19 protein-coding genes are annotated in these 17,910 nt (G+C 63.7%); all 19 read left to right on the forward strand.

From position 1 onward, the window contains the following. Positions 1-15 precede the first annotated feature (15 nt). The 19 genes from CCC_RS16260 to CCC_RS16350 all read left to right on the forward strand — a co-directional run bounded on the left by CCC_RS16260 (position 16) and on the right by CCC_RS16350 (position 17,905). The gene (locus tag CCC_RS16260; RefSeq protein ID WP_041042078.1) at positions 16-1,026 is read left to right on the forward strand and encodes an SDR family oxidoreductase; all 1,011 of its coding nucleotides are present in this window, start codon (positions 16-18) and stop codon (positions 1,024-1,026) included. After that, entirely contained in the window at positions 1,023-2,582 is a 1,560-nt protein-coding gene (locus tag CCC_RS16265; RefSeq protein ID WP_009871258.1) for a bifunctional sugar kinase/adenylyltransferase, read from the forward strand. Before CCC_RS16260 ends, CCC_RS16265 begins: the two co-directional genes overlap by 4 nt. 10 nt (positions 2,583-2,592) lie before the next feature. Further along, the gene (locus CCC_RS16270; protein WP_009871259.1) at positions 2,593-3,591 is read left to right on the forward strand and encodes an NAD-dependent epimerase/dehydratase family protein; all 999 of its coding nucleotides are present in this window, start codon (positions 2,593-2,595) and stop codon (positions 3,589-3,591) included. Between the two features lie 13 nt (positions 3,592-3,604). Further along, positions 3,605-4,222, forward strand: a complete 618-nt coding sequence (locus tag CCC_RS16275; protein ID WP_009871260.1) for an HAD family hydrolase — start codon at positions 3,605-3,607, stop codon at positions 4,220-4,222. Further along, positions 4,191-5,162: a phosphotransferase gene (locus CCC_RS16280; RefSeq protein ID WP_009871261.1), complete on the forward strand. Its 972-nt coding sequence runs from the start codon at positions 4,191-4,193 to the stop codon at positions 5,160-5,162. The genes CCC_RS16275 and CCC_RS16280 overlap by 32 nt, the downstream gene beginning before the upstream one ends. Beyond that, positions 5,162-6,019 (forward strand): transketolase, encoded by an 858-nt coding sequence (locus tag CCC_RS16285; protein WP_009871262.1) that lies wholly within the window; start codon positions 5,162-5,164, stop codon positions 6,017-6,019. The genes CCC_RS16280 and CCC_RS16285 overlap by 1 nt, the downstream gene beginning before the upstream one ends. After that, complete coding sequence (locus CCC_RS16290) at positions 6,019-6,939, forward strand: transketolase family protein (protein ID WP_009871263.1); 921 nt, start codon at positions 6,019-6,021, stop codon at positions 6,937-6,939. The genes CCC_RS16285 and CCC_RS16290 overlap by 1 nt, the downstream gene beginning before the upstream one ends. 26 nt (positions 6,940-6,965) lie before the next feature. Beyond that, a complete protein-coding gene (locus CCC_RS16295) occupies positions 6,966-7,856 on the forward strand; it encodes an NAD-dependent epimerase/dehydratase family protein (protein WP_009871264.1) in 891 nt (296 codons plus the stop codon). Then, a complete protein-coding gene (locus CCC_RS16300; RefSeq protein WP_009871265.1) occupies positions 7,853-8,788 on the forward strand; it encodes a thiamine pyrophosphate-dependent enzyme in 936 nt (311 codons plus the stop codon). The genes CCC_RS16295 and CCC_RS16300 overlap by 4 nt, the downstream gene beginning before the upstream one ends. Next, a complete protein-coding gene (locus CCC_RS16305; RefSeq protein ID WP_009871266.1) occupies positions 8,785-9,723 on the forward strand; it encodes a Pyruvate/2-oxoglutarate dehydrogenase complex, dehydrogenase (E1) component, eukaryotic type, subunit beta in 939 nt (312 codons plus the stop codon). Before CCC_RS16300 ends, CCC_RS16305 begins: the two co-directional genes overlap by 4 nt. Before the next feature lie 109 nt (positions 9,724-9,832). After that, positions 9,833-10,825, forward strand: coding sequence for a GDP-mannose 4,6-dehydratase (locus CCC_RS16310; RefSeq protein WP_009871267.1), 993 nt, complete (start codon positions 9,833-9,835; stop codon positions 10,823-10,825). A 12-nt stretch (positions 10,826-10,837) separates the two neighbouring features. Beyond that, a complete protein-coding gene (locus CCC_RS16315; protein ID WP_009871268.1) occupies positions 10,838-11,323 on the forward strand; it encodes a dTDP-4-dehydrorhamnose 3,5-epimerase family protein in 486 nt (161 codons plus the stop codon). Beyond that, a complete protein-coding gene (locus CCC_RS16320; RefSeq protein WP_052473279.1) occupies positions 11,323-12,561 on the forward strand; it encodes an HAD-IIIA family hydrolase in 1,239 nt (412 codons plus the stop codon). The genes CCC_RS16315 and CCC_RS16320 overlap by 1 nt, the downstream gene beginning before the upstream one ends. After that, complete coding sequence (locus CCC_RS16325; RefSeq protein ID WP_082036653.1) at positions 12,549-13,562, forward strand: GHMP family kinase ATP-binding protein; 1,014 nt, start codon at positions 12,549-12,551, stop codon at positions 13,560-13,562. Before CCC_RS16320 ends, CCC_RS16325 begins: the two co-directional genes overlap by 13 nt. A gap of 2 nt (positions 13,563-13,564) precedes the next feature. After that, complete coding sequence (locus CCC_RS16330; protein WP_041042080.1) at positions 13,565-14,506, forward strand: NAD-dependent epimerase/dehydratase family protein; 942 nt, start codon at positions 13,565-13,567, stop codon at positions 14,504-14,506. Positions 14,507-14,523: 17 nt separating this feature from the next. Then, entirely contained in the window at positions 14,524-15,744 is a 1,221-nt protein-coding gene (locus CCC_RS16335) for a class I SAM-dependent methyltransferase (RefSeq protein WP_009871272.1), read from the forward strand. Then, positions 15,744-16,304, forward strand: a complete 561-nt coding sequence (locus CCC_RS16340; RefSeq protein WP_009871273.1) for a dTDP-4-dehydrorhamnose 3,5-epimerase family protein — start codon at positions 15,744-15,746, stop codon at positions 16,302-16,304. The genes CCC_RS16335 and CCC_RS16340 overlap by 1 nt, the downstream gene beginning before the upstream one ends. An 18-nt stretch (positions 16,305-16,322) precedes the next feature. Then, positions 16,323-16,943: a class I SAM-dependent methyltransferase gene (locus CCC_RS16345; protein ID WP_009871274.1), complete on the forward strand. Its 621-nt coding sequence runs from the start codon at positions 16,323-16,325 to the stop codon at positions 16,941-16,943. Then, positions 16,940-17,905 carry a glycosyltransferase family 2 protein gene (locus tag CCC_RS16350; protein ID WP_009871275.1) on the forward strand — a complete coding sequence of 322 codons (966 nt, stop codon included), beginning with the start codon at positions 16,940-16,942 and terminating at the stop codon, positions 17,903-17,905. Before CCC_RS16345 ends, CCC_RS16350 begins: the two co-directional genes overlap by 4 nt. Positions 17,906-17,910 lie beyond the last annotated feature (5 nt).

A 17,910-nucleotide genomic window follows, 5' to 3' on the forward strand; every position in this document is an offset into this window, starting at 1 on the left:
ATCGCGGTAGCGCACATGACAGTGACCCCCACTCATAGCCTGATTACCGGCGGCGCCGGTTTCATCGGCAGCCATCTGGTTGATCGCCTCCTGGCCGAAGGCCACCGGGTTACCGTTATCGACAATTGCTCAACCGGACGGCCGCAGAATTTGGATCACGTCAAGGGTCATCCGATGTTGTCGGCCCATTGGCTCGACATCAACGACCGCGATGCCATCGGACCGCTGTTTCAGGGTGTTGACCGGGTATTCCATCTGGCCGCGCTGGCGGACATCGTGCCATCCATCCAAAACGCCACCGACTACCACCACGCCAATGTGGACGGAACCTTCGCGGTGCTGGAGGCGGCGCGCCACGCCGGAGTGAAGCGCTTCATCTACACGGCGTCGTCGTCCTGTTACGGTATCCCCGACGTCACCCCGACACCGGAAACGGCCGAGATGCGGCCGATGTATCCTTATGCCCTGACCAAGATGGCTGGCGAGTTCTACGCCATGCATTGGGCTCAATGTTACGGCCTGCCCGTGGTGTCCTTGCGCCTGTTCAACGTCTATGGCCCACGGTCGCGCACCTCGGGGACCTATGGCGCCGTGTTCGGGGTGTTCCTGGCCCAGAAGCTGGCGGGCAAGCCCTACACCATCGTCGGCGATGGCAACCAAAGCCGCGACTTCACCTTCGTCACCGATGTGGCCGACGCCTTCTTCACCGCATCGGAATCCAATCTCACGAATGTGGTCATGAATGTGGGCTCGGGCGGGCATTATAGCGTCAACCGGCTGGTCGAACTGCTGGGCGGCGACAAAACCTATATCCCAAAGCGCCCAGGCGAGCCCGACATCACCTTCGCCGATACCACTCGCATCCATGACCTGCTGGGCTGGAAGGCCAAGGTCAGCCTGGAGGAGGGGGTGAAGATCATCCTGGACAATATCGACTATTGGCGCGAGGCCCCCGTGTGGACGCCCGATTCCATCGCCGATGCCACCAAGGATTGGTTCAAGTATCTGGGAGCCGATGGCAAATGAGTTCGGCGGAGAACGGCGGCGAGTTTCCGACCGCGCGGGACAAGATCGTCACGCTTGACGCCATGGGCGAGATCGTGCGCGAGGCGCGCGAGGCGGGCGAGCAGGTGGTGCTGTGTCATGGCGTCTTCGATCTGCTGCATATGGGCCATGTCCGCCATCTGGAAGCGGCGCGGCGCGAAGGCACCAAGCTGTGCGTGACGCTGACCGGCGACCGCTTCGTCAATAAGGGGCCGGGGCGCCCCATCTTTCCCGAGGGCCTTCGCGCCGAGATGCTGGCCGCCTGCCAGTATGTGGATTGGGTGGCCGTCAACCACGCGCCGACCGCCGAGAACGTGCTCGATACCGTGCGCCCGTCGGTCTATGTCAAGGGTTCCGACTACGAGAACCCGGAAGAGGACATCACCGGCAAGATCCGCGCCGAAAAGGACGCGGTGGAGAAGCACGGCGGCAAGCTGGTGTTCACCAAGGACATCACCTTCAGCTCGTCCACCCTGATCAACCGTTACCTCGACGTCTATGATCCGCCGCTCAGAGATTTCCTGGACGAGCTGCGTCAGGAGGACGCTGGCGCCTCCATCGCCGCCTATCTGGACAAGATCAAGGACTACAAGATCCTGATGGTCGGCGACACCATCATCGACGAATACAATTACGTCGAAGGCATGGAGCGCTCGTCCAAGGAGCAGTTGGTCGCAACCCTGTTCAAGAGCCGCGAAGTCTTCGCTGGCGGCATCATCGCCACCGCCAACCACGTCGCCGATCTGGTGCGCGAGGTCGAGGTCGTCACCGTGCTGGGCGAGGACGACACCTGGGAAGATCTGGTGCGCGCCAGCGTCAAACCCAACGTCAAGCTGACCATCCTTTATCGCCCCGAGGCGCCGACCACCCGCAAGACCCGCTTCATTGAGCCCACCTATGTGCGCAAGCTGTTCGAGGTCTACCACATGGATGACCGGCCCTACGCCGCCGATGTGGTGGAGCGCCTCGATTCCGTCCTGGCCGAGCGTCTGCCCGAGGCCGACGTGGTCGTGGTGACCGATTTCGGTCACGGCATGCTGACCCCCAGCACCATCAACCTGCTGCAAGAACGTTCAAAGTTCCTGACGGTCAATACCCAGACCAATGCTGGCAATCTGGGCTTCAATTTCGCCACCAAATACCGGCGAGCCGACTATCTGTGCATCGATCACCGCGAGGCCCGCTTCACCACCGCCGACAAGTATTCCGACGTCGCCGTCCTGGTGGGCGAGAAGATTCCGGCCCTGATCGACTGCGAGAAGCTGATCGTCACCTCCGGCTTCCACGGCTGCCTGTCCTATGAGCGCGGGGGTTCGGTCCAGAGGGTGCCGGCCTTCACCAAACAGGTGGTGGACACGGTCGGCGCCGGCGACGCCTTGCTGGCGGTGACGGCTCCGCTGGTCGCCGCTGGCTGTCCCATGCATCAGGTGGGTTTCGTCGGCAATGCCGCTGGCGCCATCAAGGTCGGCATCATCGGCCACCGCTCGTCGGTGGACAAGGTCGCCCTCATGAAGTTCATCACCACCCTGCTGAAGTAGGAGATCGGCCTTGGCCAAGAAGCTCTGGAATGTCCTGGTCACCGGCGGCGCCGGTTATGTGGGCAGCGAACTGATCCCCGCTCTGATCGCCGAGGGCCACAAGGTCACCGTGCTCGACCTCTATCTCTACGGCGAGGTGTTCGAGGATCTGAAGGGCAATGCCAATCTGCGCGAGGTCAAGGGCGACCTGCGCGACATCAAGGTGGTCAAGGACGCGCTTTCGGGCTGCGACTGCGTCATCCACCTGGCCTGCATCTCCAACGATCCCAGCTACGATCTCGATCCGGCGCTGGGCAAGTCCATCAATCACGACGCCTTCCTGCCCCTGGTGCGCGCCTCCAAGGCCGCCGGGGTGAAGCGCTTCATCTATGCCTCGTCGTCCTCGGTCTACGGCGTCAAGGATGACCCCGAGGTCCACGAGGATCTGAGCCTGGAGCCGCTCACCGACTATTCCAAGTTCAAGGCCCTGTGCGAGCAGGAACTGCTGGCCGAGCGCGCGCCGGGCTTCACCGTCTGCACCATCCGTCCCTCCACCGTCTGCGGCTATGGCCGTCGCCAGCGCCTGGACGTGGTGGTCAACATCTTCACCAATCAGGCGGTGAACAACGGCAAGATCCGCGTCACCGGCGGGCCGCAGAAGCGTCCCAACATCCATATCCAGGACATGGTCCGCGTCTATCAGCACCTGTTGAGCCAAGAAGATTCCGCCATTGACGGCAAGATCTGGAATGCTGGCGACACCAACTATCCCATCAGCCAGCTGGCCGAGATCGTCCGCAAAGTGGTGGGCGAGCATGTGGAGATCGAGACGGTTCCCACCAACGATCCGCGCTCATATCAGGTGTCGGGCCGCAAGATCCGGGAAGAGATCGGCTTCGAGCTGAAATACACCATCGAGGACGCGGTGCGCGGTCTGGCCGACGCCATGAAGTCGGGCAAGCTCAAGGATCCGCTGAACAATCCCGACTACTTCAATATCAAGTTGATGCAGCAGGTAAAGCTCACTTAAGAGGGCGCGCCAGGTGCGCATCGGCCTCGACTTCGACAACACCCTGGCCGGCTACGACCGCGTCTTTCGCGACGCGGCCCTGACGGCGGGGTTCGCCGAGGCCGCCCGCGCACCCACCAAGAAGGAGGTGCGCGATCTGGTGCGCCTCTCGGCCGAGGGCGACATCGCCTGGCAGCGGCTTCAGGCCGAGGTCTATGCGAGGCGCATGCCCGAGGCCGAACTGATCGGCGGCGTTGCCGAATTCCTGGCCGAATGCCGCCGCCGCAACTGGACGATCAGCATCGTCAGCCACAAGACCGAAACGGCGCCCTACGATCCCCTGGGCATCAATCTGCGTGACGCGGCGCTGGACTGGATGGAGGCCAAAGGCTTCTTTTCCGCCACCGGATTCGGTCTCGACCGCGCCGACGTTCATTTCCGCGCCACCCGTGCCGAGAAGATCGCCAAGATCGCCGAACTCGATTGTGCCGCCTTCGTCGACGATCTGGAGGAAGTGTTCAACGAGCCGGGCTTTCCCGAGGGCGTGGCCCGCTACCTCTATCACCCCGGCACGCCGCTGCCCCGTGGCGATTTCCTTCCCTTCAGCGATTGGCAAAGCCTTGGCCGAGACCTGCTCCAGCGCCTGGGCTGAACTGGCCGCCCGCCTGGCCCGCATTCCGGTACGCTCCGTCACGCCGGGGGGCCGGGGCGGCAATAACCGTCTCTATCGGGTGGAATGCGAGGATGGCGCGGTCTTCGCGCTGAAATCCTATCCCCGTACCCCCAATGATACCCGCGACCGCCTGGGCGCCGAATTCGCGGCGCTGGCCTTCCTGGCCCGCCACGGCGTGGCCGAGGTTCCGGCGGCACTGGCCCATGAGGGCGACCACGCGCTGTATCAGTGGATCGAGGGCGAGGCGGTAGCCGACCCCACTCCCGCCGATCTGGACGCGGCCATCGCCTTCGCCGCCCGGCTGCATGGGCTGCGGCACGCGGAAGGGGCGGAAAGTCTGGCCTGGGCCTCGGAAGCCTGCACTTCAGGGTCTGAGATGTTGCGGCAGGTGGATCAGCGACTGGCCCGCCTGCGGCAGGTGGCCGCCGATCATGATGGCTTGGCCGAGGTTCTGGACGCCATCGCCGCCGCCATCGAAGCCTGCCGCGCCCGCGCTGCGGCCATCGGTGAACTGGCCAAAGACCAACGCACCCTGTCACCCGCCGATTTCGGCTTTCATAATGCGCTGCGTATGGCTGGCGGCGGTCTGGTCTTCATCGATTTCGAGTATTTCGGCTGGGACGATCCGGTCAAGCTGGCCGCCGAGTTCGATCTTCATCCGGGCATGAGCCTGTCCCCGCCCCTCTCGACGCACTGGCGCGAGGGTATCAAGGCGGTGTATGAGGACGTGCCCGGATTCGCGGCCCGGTGGACGGCTTTGCGGCCGCTGCTGGCGGCGCGCTGGGCGCTGATCGTGCTGAACGAGTTCCTGCCCGAGCGCTGGGCGCGACGGGCGGCGGCGGGAGAGACCGATGCCGGGGCCGCCCGGCTGCGGCAACTGGACAAGGCCCGCATTCTGCTGGGAAAGGTGAGTGAGTGATGAGCCAAGAGTCCGCAATCCGACAGGCGGCACGTCAGGCCGAGGCCCGGCCCCTTGACAACCGCTCGAAACATCTGCGGCGGCTGGTGGTCGAAGGCCTGCTGGGCGGCGGGCGCGGCCATATCGGATCAAGCATGTCGCCCATCGAGATCCTGCGGGTGCTTTATGACGAGGTGATGCGCTTCGATCCGGCCCAGCCCAAATGGACCGGGCGCGACCGCTTCATCCTGTCCAAGGGCCATGGCTGTCTGGCCCAATACGCCCTGCTGGTGGACAAGGGCTTTATCGCCCGCGAGACCCTGGGCACCTTCTGCAAGAAGGACTCCATCCTGGGCGGCCACCCGGAAGCCAACAAGATTCCCGGCGTCGAGGCCTCCACCGGCGCATTGGGCCACGGATTGTCCATCGGCGTCGGCATGGCCCTGGCGGCCAGGGTGCAAAAGCGCGACTCCCGCGTCTTCGTGGTCATGGGCGACGGCGAAATCAACGAGGGCAGCGTCTGGGAAGCGGCCATGAGCGCTGGCAAGCATCGCTTAAGCAATCTGGTGGCCATCGTCGATTACAACAAGATCCAGTCCTACGCCTTCACCGACGAGGTCCAGCCGCTGGATCCCCTGCCGGAGAAATGGGCGGCTTTCGGCTTTGACGCCATCGAGGTGGACGGCCACGACGTCGAGGCGCTGTCCAAGCTGTTCCGCGAGCTGCGCTATGACGGCGACAAGCCCACCGCCATCATCGCCCACACCGTCAAGGGGCGCGGCGTGCCGTTTGCCGAGCACCAGCCGTCCTGGCACCACAAGAACAAGTTCACCGACGAGGAAGTGCGCGCCATTGCCGCCGCGCTGGAGGATGCCTGATGCGCAATACCAGCCTGAATAAGGTCCATGAGCTGGCCCAAAAGGATTCCCGCGTGGTGTTCATCGGCTCCGACCTGGGCGTCGGCACGCTGAAAGCCATGAAGGCCGAGATGCCCGAACGCTTCTTCATGGAAGGCGTCGCCGAGCAGAACGTCATCGGCATGGCCGCCGGAATGGCCATGGACGGCCTGATCCCCTACGTCAACACCATCGCCCCCTTCATCACCCGGCGCTGCTACGAACAAGTGGCGGTGGATGTCTGCGTCCACAACCTGCCGGTCCGCCTCATCGCCAATGGCGGCGGCGTGGTCTATGCGCCCCTGGGCCCGACCCATCTGGCCATCGAGGATTTCGCCATCATGCGGGCCCTGCCCAATATGGCGGTGGTGGCGGTGTCCGATGCCGAGGAGATGAAGCGCCTGATGGATGCTTCCCTCGATTGGAAGGGCCCCATCTATATCCGTCTGGCCAAGGGCGGTGATCCGGTTATTTCCCAGCCCACCGACGACTTCAAGATCGGCAAGGCCATCCTGCGCCGCGAACCCGGCCGGGTGCTGATGGTGTCGACGGGGGCCACCACCGAGCGCTGCCTCAAGGCCGCCGATATCCTGGCCGAAGCGGGCATCACTGCCGGTGTGTTGCACATGCATACGGTCAAGCCGCTGGATTGCGAGGCCTTGAAGGCCCTGGTGCCGGGCCGCGACCTGCTGGTTACGGTGGAAGAGCATCTGCTGGCGGGTGGCCTGGGTTCGGCCATCCTGGAATGCCTGGTGGATTGCGGCGTCACTTTGCCCAAGGTCAAGCGCCTGGGCCTGCCCGATTCCTTCACCAAGGAATACGGCTCGCAGGATTCCATGTTCGAGACCTATGGCCTCAAGGCCGAGCAGATCGCCACGACGGTACGCACCGCGCTGGCCTGAGCCGCTCCTAACGAGAGGAATATCCCGTGCACCTGTTCGTCACCGGCGCCGCCAGCTTCATCGGCAAGGAACTGATTCGGCTGTTGGATCAGCGCGGCATCACCGTCACCGGCATCGATATGGTGCCGGTGGACCGCCCCGACTGTCATGTGGCCGACATCCGCGACACGGACGTGGCCCGGCTGATCCCCGAGGGCTGCGACGCGATCATCCATCTGGCGGCTCTGTCGCGGGACCCCGATTGCCGGGACAAGGCGCATGCCTGTTTCGACGCCAATGTCATGGGGACCCTGAATCTGGCCGAAGCCGGGGACCTGCGTGGGGCCAAGCAGTTCATTTTCGCCTCGAGCGAATGGGTCTATGACAGCTTCCCCCCTGGCCAGGAAAAGACCGAGGACGACGTCATCGACCTCGCCCGCCTGAGTTCGGAATACGCCCTGTCCAAGCTGGTGGCCGAAAACGCCCTGCGCCAGAGGGTGAGCCACGGCCATGCTCCGACGACCTGCCTGCGCTTCGGCATCATTTACGGCCCGCGCCCCGGCAACTGGTCGGCGGTGGAAGCCTTGCTGAACACCGTCGCCAAGGGAGAGACGGTGAAGATCGGCGCCCGCGCCACGGCGCGGCGCTTCATCCATGTCAGTGATATCGCCGAGGCCATTCTGGCTTCGGTCGGCCTGCCCGGCTATGAGATCATCAACATCCAGGGTGCCAGCCTGATCTCCTTGGGCGAGGTGGTGGACTGTTCGGCACGCCTGCTGGGCCGGAGCGTCACCGTGGAAGAGACCAATCCCGCCGAACCCTCCATCCGCTCCGTCTCCGGCGAGAAGGCCGCCCGTCTGTTGGGCTGGCGGCCGCGCATCACCCTGGACCAGGGCCTGAGCGGCATCATCGACTTCCTGGGAATCCCACGCAAATGACCGATGGCCGCGACAATACCGCCGAGGCGCTGGCACGCCAGGTGCTTCGGGTCCGCCTTGCCCAGATGCTGATCAACGAAGCGCTGAAGGCCAAGAAGTTCCGGGTGCCGGTACATCTGGCCCTGGGGCATGAAGCCATCGCCGTGGCGGTTGGAGCCGCCATGGCCGAGGGCGACAGCCTGTTCCTCACCCATCGCAACATCCACTACAACATCGCGCGGGCCACATCCCTGGCCGCCGAGGTGTCCGAACTGGCGCTGCGCCCCGACGGCCTGGCTGGCGGCCGCCTCGGCTCCATGAATATGAGCAATCCCGGACGGGGGCTGATCTATACCTCCAGCATCCTCGGCAATGATTTGTGCGTCGCCGCCGGTGCCGCCATGGCCGAGACGGTTCTGGGCTCGGGCGCGGTGCCTTTCGTGGTCACCGGCGACGGCGCCCTCGAGGAAGGCGTGTTTTTCGAGAGCCTGGAACTGGCCCGCAGCGGCGACGCCCCCCTGGTTGTGGTGGTGGAAAACAACGGCTGGTCCTTGGCCACCCGCATCGAGGAACGGCGTTGCCCCATCCATGTGGACCGGGTGGCCGCCGCTTTCGACCTGCCCTATGGCCGGTTGAGCGGCAACGACGTCGCCACCTACGCCGCCGAGCTGATCCGTCTGCGCGGCGAGGCACTGGCCCGGCGCCGCCCGGTGGTGGTCGAAGTGGATCTGGCCACCTTGGGCGACTGGCTGATGCCGCACCCGGATTTTCCCGCCGGAAAGTACATCAACTACCACCACGGAGCCGCCCCCGAGGTAACGCCCAGCGACTGGCCGGTCATCCGCGATAATGCCGAGGACCCGGTCTTCGTCTTGACGCAGCGCCACGATGCCGACTGGCTCAGGGGCCAATCCGCCGCCCTGCTGACCTCGCTCAGGGAGGAACTGGCGTGAACTATATCGGCTATGTCAACGGCCTGATCCGGGCCAAAATCGCCGCGACCCCCCGGCTGGTCACCTATGGCCAGAACATCACCGCCGGTTCGTGCCTGTCGGGTCTGACCCGCGGCCTGACCTGTGGCCCGGACGGGCGGATCATCGATACCCCCAATGTGGAAAACACCCTGGTCGGCGCCGGGTTCGGCATGATGCTGCGAGGCATCAACGCCATCTATTTCATGAAGCAGCAGGATTTTCTGCTGCTGGGCCTCGATCATCTGGTCAATACCTATAATCTGGTGCGGCGGACCGATCCCACCGCCTCGTTCTCGGTGGTCAGCATCATCGTCGACAGCGGATTCGAGGGGCCGCAATCCAGCCTCAACAATTTCAGCGACTTCTGCTCCATGGCCCACCTGCCGGGCTACGCCATCACCAATCGCCACGATGCCGATCTTGTGATCGGCCGCCATCTGGTGGCACCGGGTTGCCGCCTGATCGGGGTATCCCAGCGCTTGTTCGGCACCGAACTGCTGGGCGAGGACCTGACGGCGAGCCCCGATCGGTCCGGCGACATTCTCCGCTATGCCGAGGGCAACGACGCCACCGTCGTCGCCTTCAACTTCGCCTTTCCCCAGGCCCAAGGACTGTGGGCCTCCCTGGGCCTGGGCGGCCGCAAGTCCTCGCTGTTCTCGGTGCCCGCCATCCTGCCGACCGATTGGGATCTGATCCTGGCCGATCTGGCCCGGACGCGGCGGCTGGTGATCATCGACGATTCCAAGAGCGAAAACCGCAGCAGCGACCGGCTGCTGCTGGAGGCCTATCGCAGCCTCGGCGACATCAAGGTGTCGCGGGTCTGCCGGGACTTCACCCTGGACATGCTCTCGCCCAATCCCGACATGCTGGCGGTCGAGCCCGGCCGAGTTCTGGCCGAGCTAGGCCTTGCGTAGCGGCAGGGCGTATCGAAGGTTTGACCCTGATCGCCTGGACGTGTAATCACTGCCGAGCAATGCGGCGTTCCCGATCAGGGGCCGCCAACTACCGAAAGAGAGTTCGCGAATGTCTGAGCGCATCCTGATCACGGGCATCACCGGCTTTGTGGGTTCGCACCTTGCGGATTACGTCTTATCCCTGGACGGCAAGTATCAGGTGATCGGCACCAAGCGCTGGCATCTGTCGCGCATGGACAATGTCCGCCACATCCAGGACCGCATCACCTGGATCGATTGCGATCTGACCGATCCCATCTCGACGCGCGAGATGATGAACATCGCCAAGCCCGACCGTATCTTCCACTGTGCCGCCGAAAGCTTCGTCAGCCCGTCGTGGAAGAATCCGCAGCGCTACATGGCGATGAACTACAACGCCACCGTCAATCTTCTGGACTGGCTGCATCAGAACAAGTCGAGCGCACCCTTCCATATCCCCGGTTCGGGTGAGGAATACGGCGACATCCCCGAGGACAAGCTGCCCATCACCCCGGAAACCGTGCTGCTGCCGGTCAATCCTTACGCGGTGACCAAGATCGCCCAGGATCTGATCGGCTTCGTCTACCACAAGTCCTACGGCATCAACGTCATCCGCACCCGCGCCTTCAATCACGAAGGGCCGCGCCGCGACAAGGTGTTCGGCATTCCGTGGTATGCCTATCAGGTAGCCATGGTCGAGGCTGGCAAGATGGACCCGCTGCTGAAGGTCGGCCATATCGACGACCGACGCAACTTCACCCATGTCCGCGACATGGTCGAGGCCTATTGGATCGCCAGCACCAAGTGCCGGCCGGGCGAGCTGTATCTGGTCGGGTCCGAGGCCCCGGAAACCATCTACACCTTCCGCCAGGCCCTCGAGATGCTGATCGGCATGTCCACGGTCAAGGGCATCCGCCACGAGACCGACCCCCAGTATGTGCGCCCGACCCAGGTGCCCCGCCTGATCGCCGACACCAAGAAATTCCGCGACGACACCGGCTGGGAACCGAAGATTTCGTTCCAAACCATTCTGTCCGAAACGCTCGACTACTGGCGCGAGCGCGTCCGTCTCGGCACCGCCTGAGGAAAGCGAACGATGAGCACTCCCCGTATCGACGGCATCAAGGGCAACTGGATCGAGGGCGTCACCGTGACTCCCATGCGCCGCATCTGCGACGAGCGCGGCAAGATCATGCACCTGATGAAGAAGACCGACCCGCAATTCACCGAATTCGGCGAGGTCTACATCTCCTCGGGCTATCCCGGCATCGTCAAGGCCTGGCATATCCACAAGGAAATGACCCTCAACAACACCTGCATCGTCGGCATGATGAAGCTGGTGTTGTTCGATGGCCGCGACGGCTCGCCGACCAAGGGCAACCTGATGGAATGCTTCATGGGCGAGGATAACTACATCCAGGTCAAGATTCCGCCGGGCATCAGCAACGGCTACAAGGCCTATGGCGACAAGCTGGCCATGCTGGTCAATTGCGCCTCCATGCCCCACGATCCCAACGAGCTGATCTATATCGATCCCTTCAATAACGACATTCCCTATAATTGGGATGTGAAGCACGGTTGATGGCGGACAGGGTGGACCGACCGCGACAGGCGGTTATTCTTGCTGGGGGTCAGGGGACGCGGCTGCGCCCCCTGACCGACCACACGCCCAAACCGATGATTCCCTTTCATGACCGGCCCTTCGCCGAATATCTGGTCGAGATGCTGCGCGGCCAGGGGTTCCGCCGTATTCTCTTCCTGTTGGGCTATCTCCCCGACAAGGTGACGGAGCATTTCGGCGACGGCTCGCGCTTTGGCGTCGAGATCGAGTACGCCGTCTCTCCGGTCGAGGACGAGACCGGCACCCGGTTGCGCCGGGTCAAGGACCGTCTCGACGACATCTTCGTCCTGCTCTATTGCGACAATTACTGGCCCATGCCCTTCGCGGCCATGTGGGAACGGTATTGCCGCCTGGGCGTCGAGGCCATGGTCACCGTTTACCGCAACCGCGACGGCTATACCCGCGACAATCTGCGGGTGGATGACGACGGCCTGCTGGCCCTTTACGACAAGTCGCGCACAGCGCCTGGTCTGGCTGGCGTCGATATCGGCTTTTTCATTCTGACCCGCGCGGTCATCGACCTCATTCCCGAGGGCGGCAATCCCTCCTTCGAGAAGTCGGTCTATCCCGTGCTGGTGGAACGCAGGCAGTTGGCCGCGTTCGAGACCGACCATCGCTATTACAGCGTCGGCAGCCATGAGCGCCTGCCCCTGACCGAGGCCTTCCTGGCCCGCAACAAGACGGTGCTGCTCGACCGCGACGGCACCTTGAACCTTCGCATGCCGAGGGCCGAATACGTCCGCTCCTGGGCCGACTGGCAGTGGCTGCCTGGCGCCCGTGAGGCCCTGGCGGAACTGGCGCGCGCCGATTATCGCATCATCTTGATCACTAACCAGCCCGGCCTGGCCCGCGGCGCCCTGGATCAGGCGGCTCTGGATGCCATCCATGGGCGCATGATCGAGGAAACGCAAGCCGCTGGCGGGCGAATCGATCACATCTATTACTGCCCGCATAATTGGGACGAGGGCTGTGATTGCCGCAAGCCGCGGCCCGGCATGCTATTCCAAGCGCAGCGCGACTTTCATCTGGACCTGTCGCGGGTGACCTTCATTGGCGACGACGACCGGGACGGAGAGGCGGCCCAAGCGGCAGGCGCGCCCTTCCTTCAGGTGACCGAGAGCTATAGTCTGCTCGACGCCGTCCACGATCTGCTTGCGGCCGATCACTCGAATCCGGTGACTGGAAAATGCCCAGACTGAGCAACACGCCCCGAATCGTGATGACCGCCGTGCCCCTGCGCCTGTCCTTCGCGGGCGGAGGTACCGACATCGCCGATTACTATCTCAAGGAAGGCGGGGCCGTTCTCAGCACCACCATCGATAAATTCGTCTATGTCACGGTCAAGCAGCATGGAACGCTGTACCGCGAGCCCTATCGGCTCAACTATTACAACGCGGAGCATGCCCCCGATCTCGACAGCATCCGCAACGACATCATGCGCGAATGCCTGCGCCTGGTGCCGGTGGAGCCGCCGCTTTACGTCAGCACCGTGGCCGACGTTCCGTCATCTTCGGGGCTTGGCTCGTCCAGTTCCTTCGCGGTTGGGCTGCTGCATGCTCTGCATGTCATGCGCGGCGACCGGGTATCGCTGGGCCAACTGGCGGAAGAGGCCTGCCATATCGAGATCAACGTCCTGAAGCAGCCCATCGGCAAGCAGGACCAGTATGCGGCGGCGTTCGGCGGCATGAACTGCATGCGGTTCGAGACCGACGGCCGGGTGGTGTTGGAGCCCCAGGTGATCTCCGCCGAGAAGATCCGCACCCTATTCGACCACCTGATGCTGTTTTGGACCAACACCACCCGCTCGGCCACCGAGATTTTGACCAAGCAGCGCCAGGCCATCGACGAGCGCATGGCCAATCTGCGCGCCATCAAGGGCCATTGCGAAGAGGTCCGCCGCCTGCTCAACGGCGATTTCAACCCCGCCGCCCTGGGTGAAGTGCTGGACCAGACCTGGCAGCAAAAGCGCAGCATCACCGACGCCATCAGCAACGGCCAGATCGACCAGTGGTATGACGCCGCCATGGCGGCGGGTGCGACCGGCGGCAAGATCGCCGGGGCTGGCGGCGGCGGCTTCCTGCTGCTGATCGTGCCGCCCGAGCGGCAACCGGCTGTGGCCGAGGCGCTGGCCGAACTCGACCGCCTGCCGGTCCGCTACGAAGCCTCCGGCACCCGCGTCCTCATTCCCCTGGGACATTGATCATGACCAAGTCGTTCCTGCTGACCGGCGGCGCCGGCCATCTCGGCAGCCTGCTGGCCCGCCGTCTCGCCGATCAGGGGCACCGAGTGTTTTCGCTGGTGCGCCGGGGCGGCCATGCCCTGCGGCTGGAGGATCTGGGCGATCGCATCACCCGGCTGGAAGCCGACGTCTCCGATGCCGCCTCTCTCAAGGCGGCGGTCGAGGCGGCCCGGCCCGACGTGGTCTTTCACCTGTCCAGTTCGGTGTTCAACCCGCCGCCGACCCTGGCAACCCATCTGTCGACCAATGTGTCGGGCGCCGCCAATCTGATCGAAGCGCTGGAAGCCCTGCCCCGTACCCAGATCATCTATGCCAGCACCGCCGCCATCTACGGCAACGCCAACCGTGCCCCCGAGGATCAGGCGCCGGCCCCCGCCACCTGGCTGGGGGCCAGCAAGGCATCCGCCTCGCTGCTGTTCGCCGCCCATGCCCGCATGACCGGCAGGCCCATCACCGAGTTCCGTATCTACACCCCTTTCGGCCCCTGGGAGCGCATCACCCGGCTGATCCCCCAGATCATCTTCTCGGCGCTGGACGGCAAGCCCATCCGCACCACCGAGGGCCGTCAGACCCGCGATTATCTCTATGCCGACGATCTGATCGATCTGCTGGAGCTGGCGGTGGACAAGCCCCGGGACGGCTGGCGCGCCTATAATGCCGGAGCGGGCGAAGGCGTGCCGGTGCGCACCATCGTCTCGACGGTGCTGGAGCTGATGGGCAATCCGGTGGAAGGGCTGTTCGGCGCCATTCCCACCCGCCCCGACGAGATCATGGAGATGACCGCCGACATCTCGCGCGCCAAGGCCGAATTCGGCTGGCAGCCCACCACTTCCCTCAGGGAAGGATTGACGCGCACAGTCGGCTGGTTTACCACCAATGCCGATTTGGCGCGCCGCCTGACCTGACGTGAGAAAGCTTTCCGATGACCGTTTGCATCGCCTGCGGTTCGACCAAGGTCGAACCCTTCCTGGACCTGCACGAAACCACCCTGGCCAATAAGTTCCTGGCCCCCGAGGAAATCGGGGCGGTGGAGCCCCGCCATCCCCTGGTGGTCGGCTTCTGCCCCGAATGCAGTCATGTGCAGCTGACCCATCTGGTGCCGCCTGCGGCGATGTTCGAGGATTACCTCTACATCTCCTCGCTGTCCAAGACCCTGGTCGGCCACCTGCACGGACTGGCCGCCACGGTGATCGAACGCTTCAAGCTGGGCGCCGACGATCTGTTCATCGACGTGGGCTGCAACGACGGCACCTTGCTGTCGGAGGCCAAGCGGCGCGGCGTGCGCATCCTGGGCATCGATCCGGCCAAGAATCTGGCGCCGCTGGCCAAGAAGAACGGAGTCGATACCCTGGTCGCCTTCTTCGGCACCGAAACCGCCGCCAAGGTGGTGGCCGAGCACGGCAAGGCCTCGGTGGTCACCGCCACCAACGTCTTCCCGCATATTCCGGTGCTGGACGATCTGGTCAAGGGTCTGGACGTGGTGCTCAAGCCCGGCGGCGTGTTTGTCGCCGAAGCCCATTACCTGGGCGACCTGCTCGACGCCTGCGCCTTCGACACCGTTTATCACGAGCACTGCTCGTACTGGTCGCTGCACGCCGCCCAATACATGTTCCAGCGCCATGGCTTCGAAGTGGTGGACATCCAGCGCCTGCCCATCCATCACGGCCAGTTGCGCCTGTTCGCCATGCGCAAGGGCGAGGGTCAGCCCACCGCCGCCGTCGCCACCCTGCTGGCCGAAGAGGTCAAGCGCGGCATGACCGGCATCGAGTGCTATCGCGCCTTCGCCAAGCGGGTCGAGGCCATTCGCGAAGAGCTGCACGCCGCCTTCGCCGGTTTCAAGGCGGCTGGCAAAACCGTGGTGGGCTATGGCGCCCCGGCCAAGGGCAACACCCTGCTCAGCTATATCGGCTTCGGTCCCGAGCAGTTGGCCTATATCGCCGACAAGAGCCCTTTGAAGCAAGGCCGCGTCACCCCCGGCACCCATATTCCAGTGGTGGGGCCCGAGCGCCTGCTGGCCGACCAGCCCGATTACGTCTTGCTTCTGGCCTGGAACTTCGCCGATGAAATCCTGGTGGAGCAGGCCGAGTACCGCGCCCGCGGCGGCAAGTTCATCCTGCCGGTGCCGGAGGTCAAGATCGTCTGATGCGCATCACCGAACGGGCGATCAAGGGGATCTTCGACGTCGAGCTTGATCCGGCCGCCGATCATCGCGGCTGGTTGATCAAGCCCTTCGACGCCCGCCCGTTCGCAGCCGCCGGTTTGACGGCCGAGTGGCGGCAGGTGATCGTCCAGTTCACCGAGCATAAGAACACCCTGAAGGGTCTCCACCATCAGGCGGAGCCCTTTCTGGAGGCCAAGCTGATCGCCCCCATCGAGGGGCGTTGCTTCTGGGTGTCGGTGGATCTGCGCCATGAAAGCCCGACATTCGGCCAATGGGGCGGTGCCGTTCTCGATGCCGACAAGCGCAATTCGCTCTACGTTTCCCGTGGCTTCGCCCATGGCTGCCTGACGCTGAGCGACCACGTCAATCTTCTCATCTGCGCCGATAACGACTATTCGCCCGACCACGGTGTCAGCATCGCCTGGAACGACCCGACCTTCGCCATCGACTGGCCGCTGCTGGCCGACACCGAGGTGGTGATGAAGGCGGAACATCGTGATGCCCCGCCTTTCGCCGCCGTTCGGGGCAAACTCGGCCTTTGACCCAAGGGGGTTCATCCCATGGCCCAGACGACCACCGGCCTTCGCGCCATTCTCAGCCAGCCCTGGGCGTATGAGCTGCTGCAGACCCTGCTGGGAACCGGCCATATGCGCCGCGTGTTCATCAAGGATTATGTCCGCCCCTTCGCTGGCGCCCGTATTCTTGATCTCGGTTGCGGTCCGGCAAGCCTGATCGAAATGCTGCCGCGCGACATCGATTACACCGGTATCGATCTGTCCCCGGATTATATCGCCAGCGCCAAGGCCAATTACGGCGACAGGGGGCGGTTCCAGGTGATGGATGCGGCCTCGCTCTGCGCCACCGGCGAGACCTTCGACATCATCTATTCCTTCGGAATGCTGCACCACATCGACGATGATCGTTGCCGCCACGTCTTCGAAATGGCCTCGGCCATGTTGAAGCCCGGTGGCCGTTACATCACCTTTGATCCCTGCTATGCCGAGGGCCAGCACTGGTTCGCGCGCAAGATCGGCGATTGGGACCGTGGCGATGCGGTGCGTACTCCGGATGCCTATATGACCCTGGCCACCTCGGCCTTCACCAAGGTCGATCACGCCGTTCGCCACGATCTCTGGTTCCTGCCAGTGAGCGTGCATCTGATGGAATGCCACAAGCAATGACCAGCTCCGCCCGCAAGCTCATCAGCATCATCGTCCCGGTCTATAATGAGCAGGAGGTCCTGCCGATCTTCTTCGAGCGCCTGCAAAAGGCGGTAGCGCCAGCGCGCGAACGCTACGACATCGAATTCATTTTCACCAACAACTGCTCCACCGACCGCACCCGTGAGTTGATCCTGGGCTGGCGCGAAAGCGATCCCAACATCCATCTGATCACCCTGACCCGCAATTTCGGCTATGTGGCTTCGGTGCTGTCGGGCCTCACCCATGCCCGCGGCGATGCGGTGATCAACATCGATTCCGATGGCGAGGACCCGCCGGAACTGATCGCCCGTTTCATCGAGGGATGGGAAGAAGGTTACGACGTGGTCTATGGCCTGCGCGACAAGCGGGCGGAACCCGATATTCTGGTCAAGGGGCGCAAGGCGTTTTATCGCTTCACTCGACTGATCGCCGACAACGACTTCATTCTCGACATGGCGGAATTCCTGCTGATGACCCGCAGAGTCCGCGATGAAGTCATCAAGATCGCCAACTCCTTTCCGTTCATCCGCAACGACATCGCCTATGTTGGCTTCAGCCGCAAGGGCATTCCCTATACCCGCGAACCCCGCATCGCGGGCCAGACCCATTACAATGCGCTGTCGCTGTTCGCCGGTGCCGTCGCATTCATCCTGACCGCTTCAACCTTCCCGCTCCGGGTCGTGGGCTATGTCGGTGTACCTTTGCTTCTCGTCAATATGATCTGCCTGCTTGCCGGTCTGGTCTCGCCCTGGGGACCGGGCGCTTCCGGCGCCCTGGCCATCGCCAATCAGAGCTTGCTGGTCTATGCCGTGATTTTCCTCTCCATCTACATGGCTCGGATTTATAAGAACGGCATGATGCGTCCGACTTTCATCATCGACTGGGAACGCACCACCGTTTCGCCGCGAGGGCGTGAAGCGCCCACCTCCGGCGGCGTGTGACCCCG

Origin of the sequence: Paramagnetospirillum magnetotacticum MS-1, from assembly GCF_000829825.1 — a bacterium.
GTDB lineage: Bacteria > Pseudomonadota > Alphaproteobacteria > Rhodospirillales > Magnetospirillaceae > Phaeospirillum > Phaeospirillum magnetotacticum.

Coding starts and splice junctions, on each gene's coding strand:
- CCC_RS16300 (WP_009871265.1), top strand. CDS start 7,853: ATGACCGATGGCCGCGACAATACCGCCGAGGCGCTGGCACGCCAGGTG.
- CCC_RS16285 (WP_009871262.1), top strand. CDS start 5,162: ATGAGCCAAGAGTCCGCAATCCGACAGGCGGCACGTCAGGCCGAGGCC.
- CCC_RS16330 (WP_041042080.1), top strand. CDS start 13,565: ATGACCAAGTCGTTCCTGCTGACCGGCGGCGCCGGCCATCTCGGCAGC.
- CCC_RS16325 (WP_082036653.1), top strand. CDS start 12,549: ATGCCCAGACTGAGCAACACGCCCCGAATCGTGATGACCGCCGTGCCC.
- CCC_RS16335 (WP_009871272.1), top strand. CDS start 14,524: ATGACCGTTTGCATCGCCTGCGGTTCGACCAAGGTCGAACCCTTCCTG.
- CCC_RS16310 (WP_009871267.1), top strand. CDS start 9,833: ATGTCTGAGCGCATCCTGATCACGGGCATCACCGGCTTTGTGGGTTCG.
- CCC_RS16340 (WP_009871273.1), top strand. CDS start 15,744: ATGCGCATCACCGAACGGGCGATCAAGGGGATCTTCGACGTCGAGCTT.
- CCC_RS16265 (WP_009871258.1), top strand. CDS start 1,023: ATGAGTTCGGCGGAGAACGGCGGCGAGTTTCCGACCGCGCGGGACAAG.
- CCC_RS16315 (WP_009871268.1), top strand. CDS start 10,838: ATGAGCACTCCCCGTATCGACGGCATCAAGGGCAACTGGATCGAGGGC.
- CCC_RS16290 (WP_009871263.1), top strand. CDS start 6,019: ATGCGCAATACCAGCCTGAATAAGGTCCATGAGCTGGCCCAAAAGGAT.
- CCC_RS16345 (WP_009871274.1), top strand. CDS start 16,323: ATGGCCCAGACGACCACCGGCCTTCGCGCCATTCTCAGCCAGCCCTGG.
- CCC_RS16260 (WP_041042078.1), top strand. CDS start 16: ATGACAGTGACCCCCACTCATAGCCTGATTACCGGCGGCGCCGGTTTC.
- CCC_RS16350 (WP_009871275.1), top strand. CDS start 16,940: ATGACCAGCTCCGCCCGCAAGCTCATCAGCATCATCGTCCCGGTCTAT.
- CCC_RS16320 (WP_052473279.1), top strand. CDS start 11,323: ATGGCGGACAGGGTGGACCGACCGCGACAGGCGGTTATTCTTGCTGGG.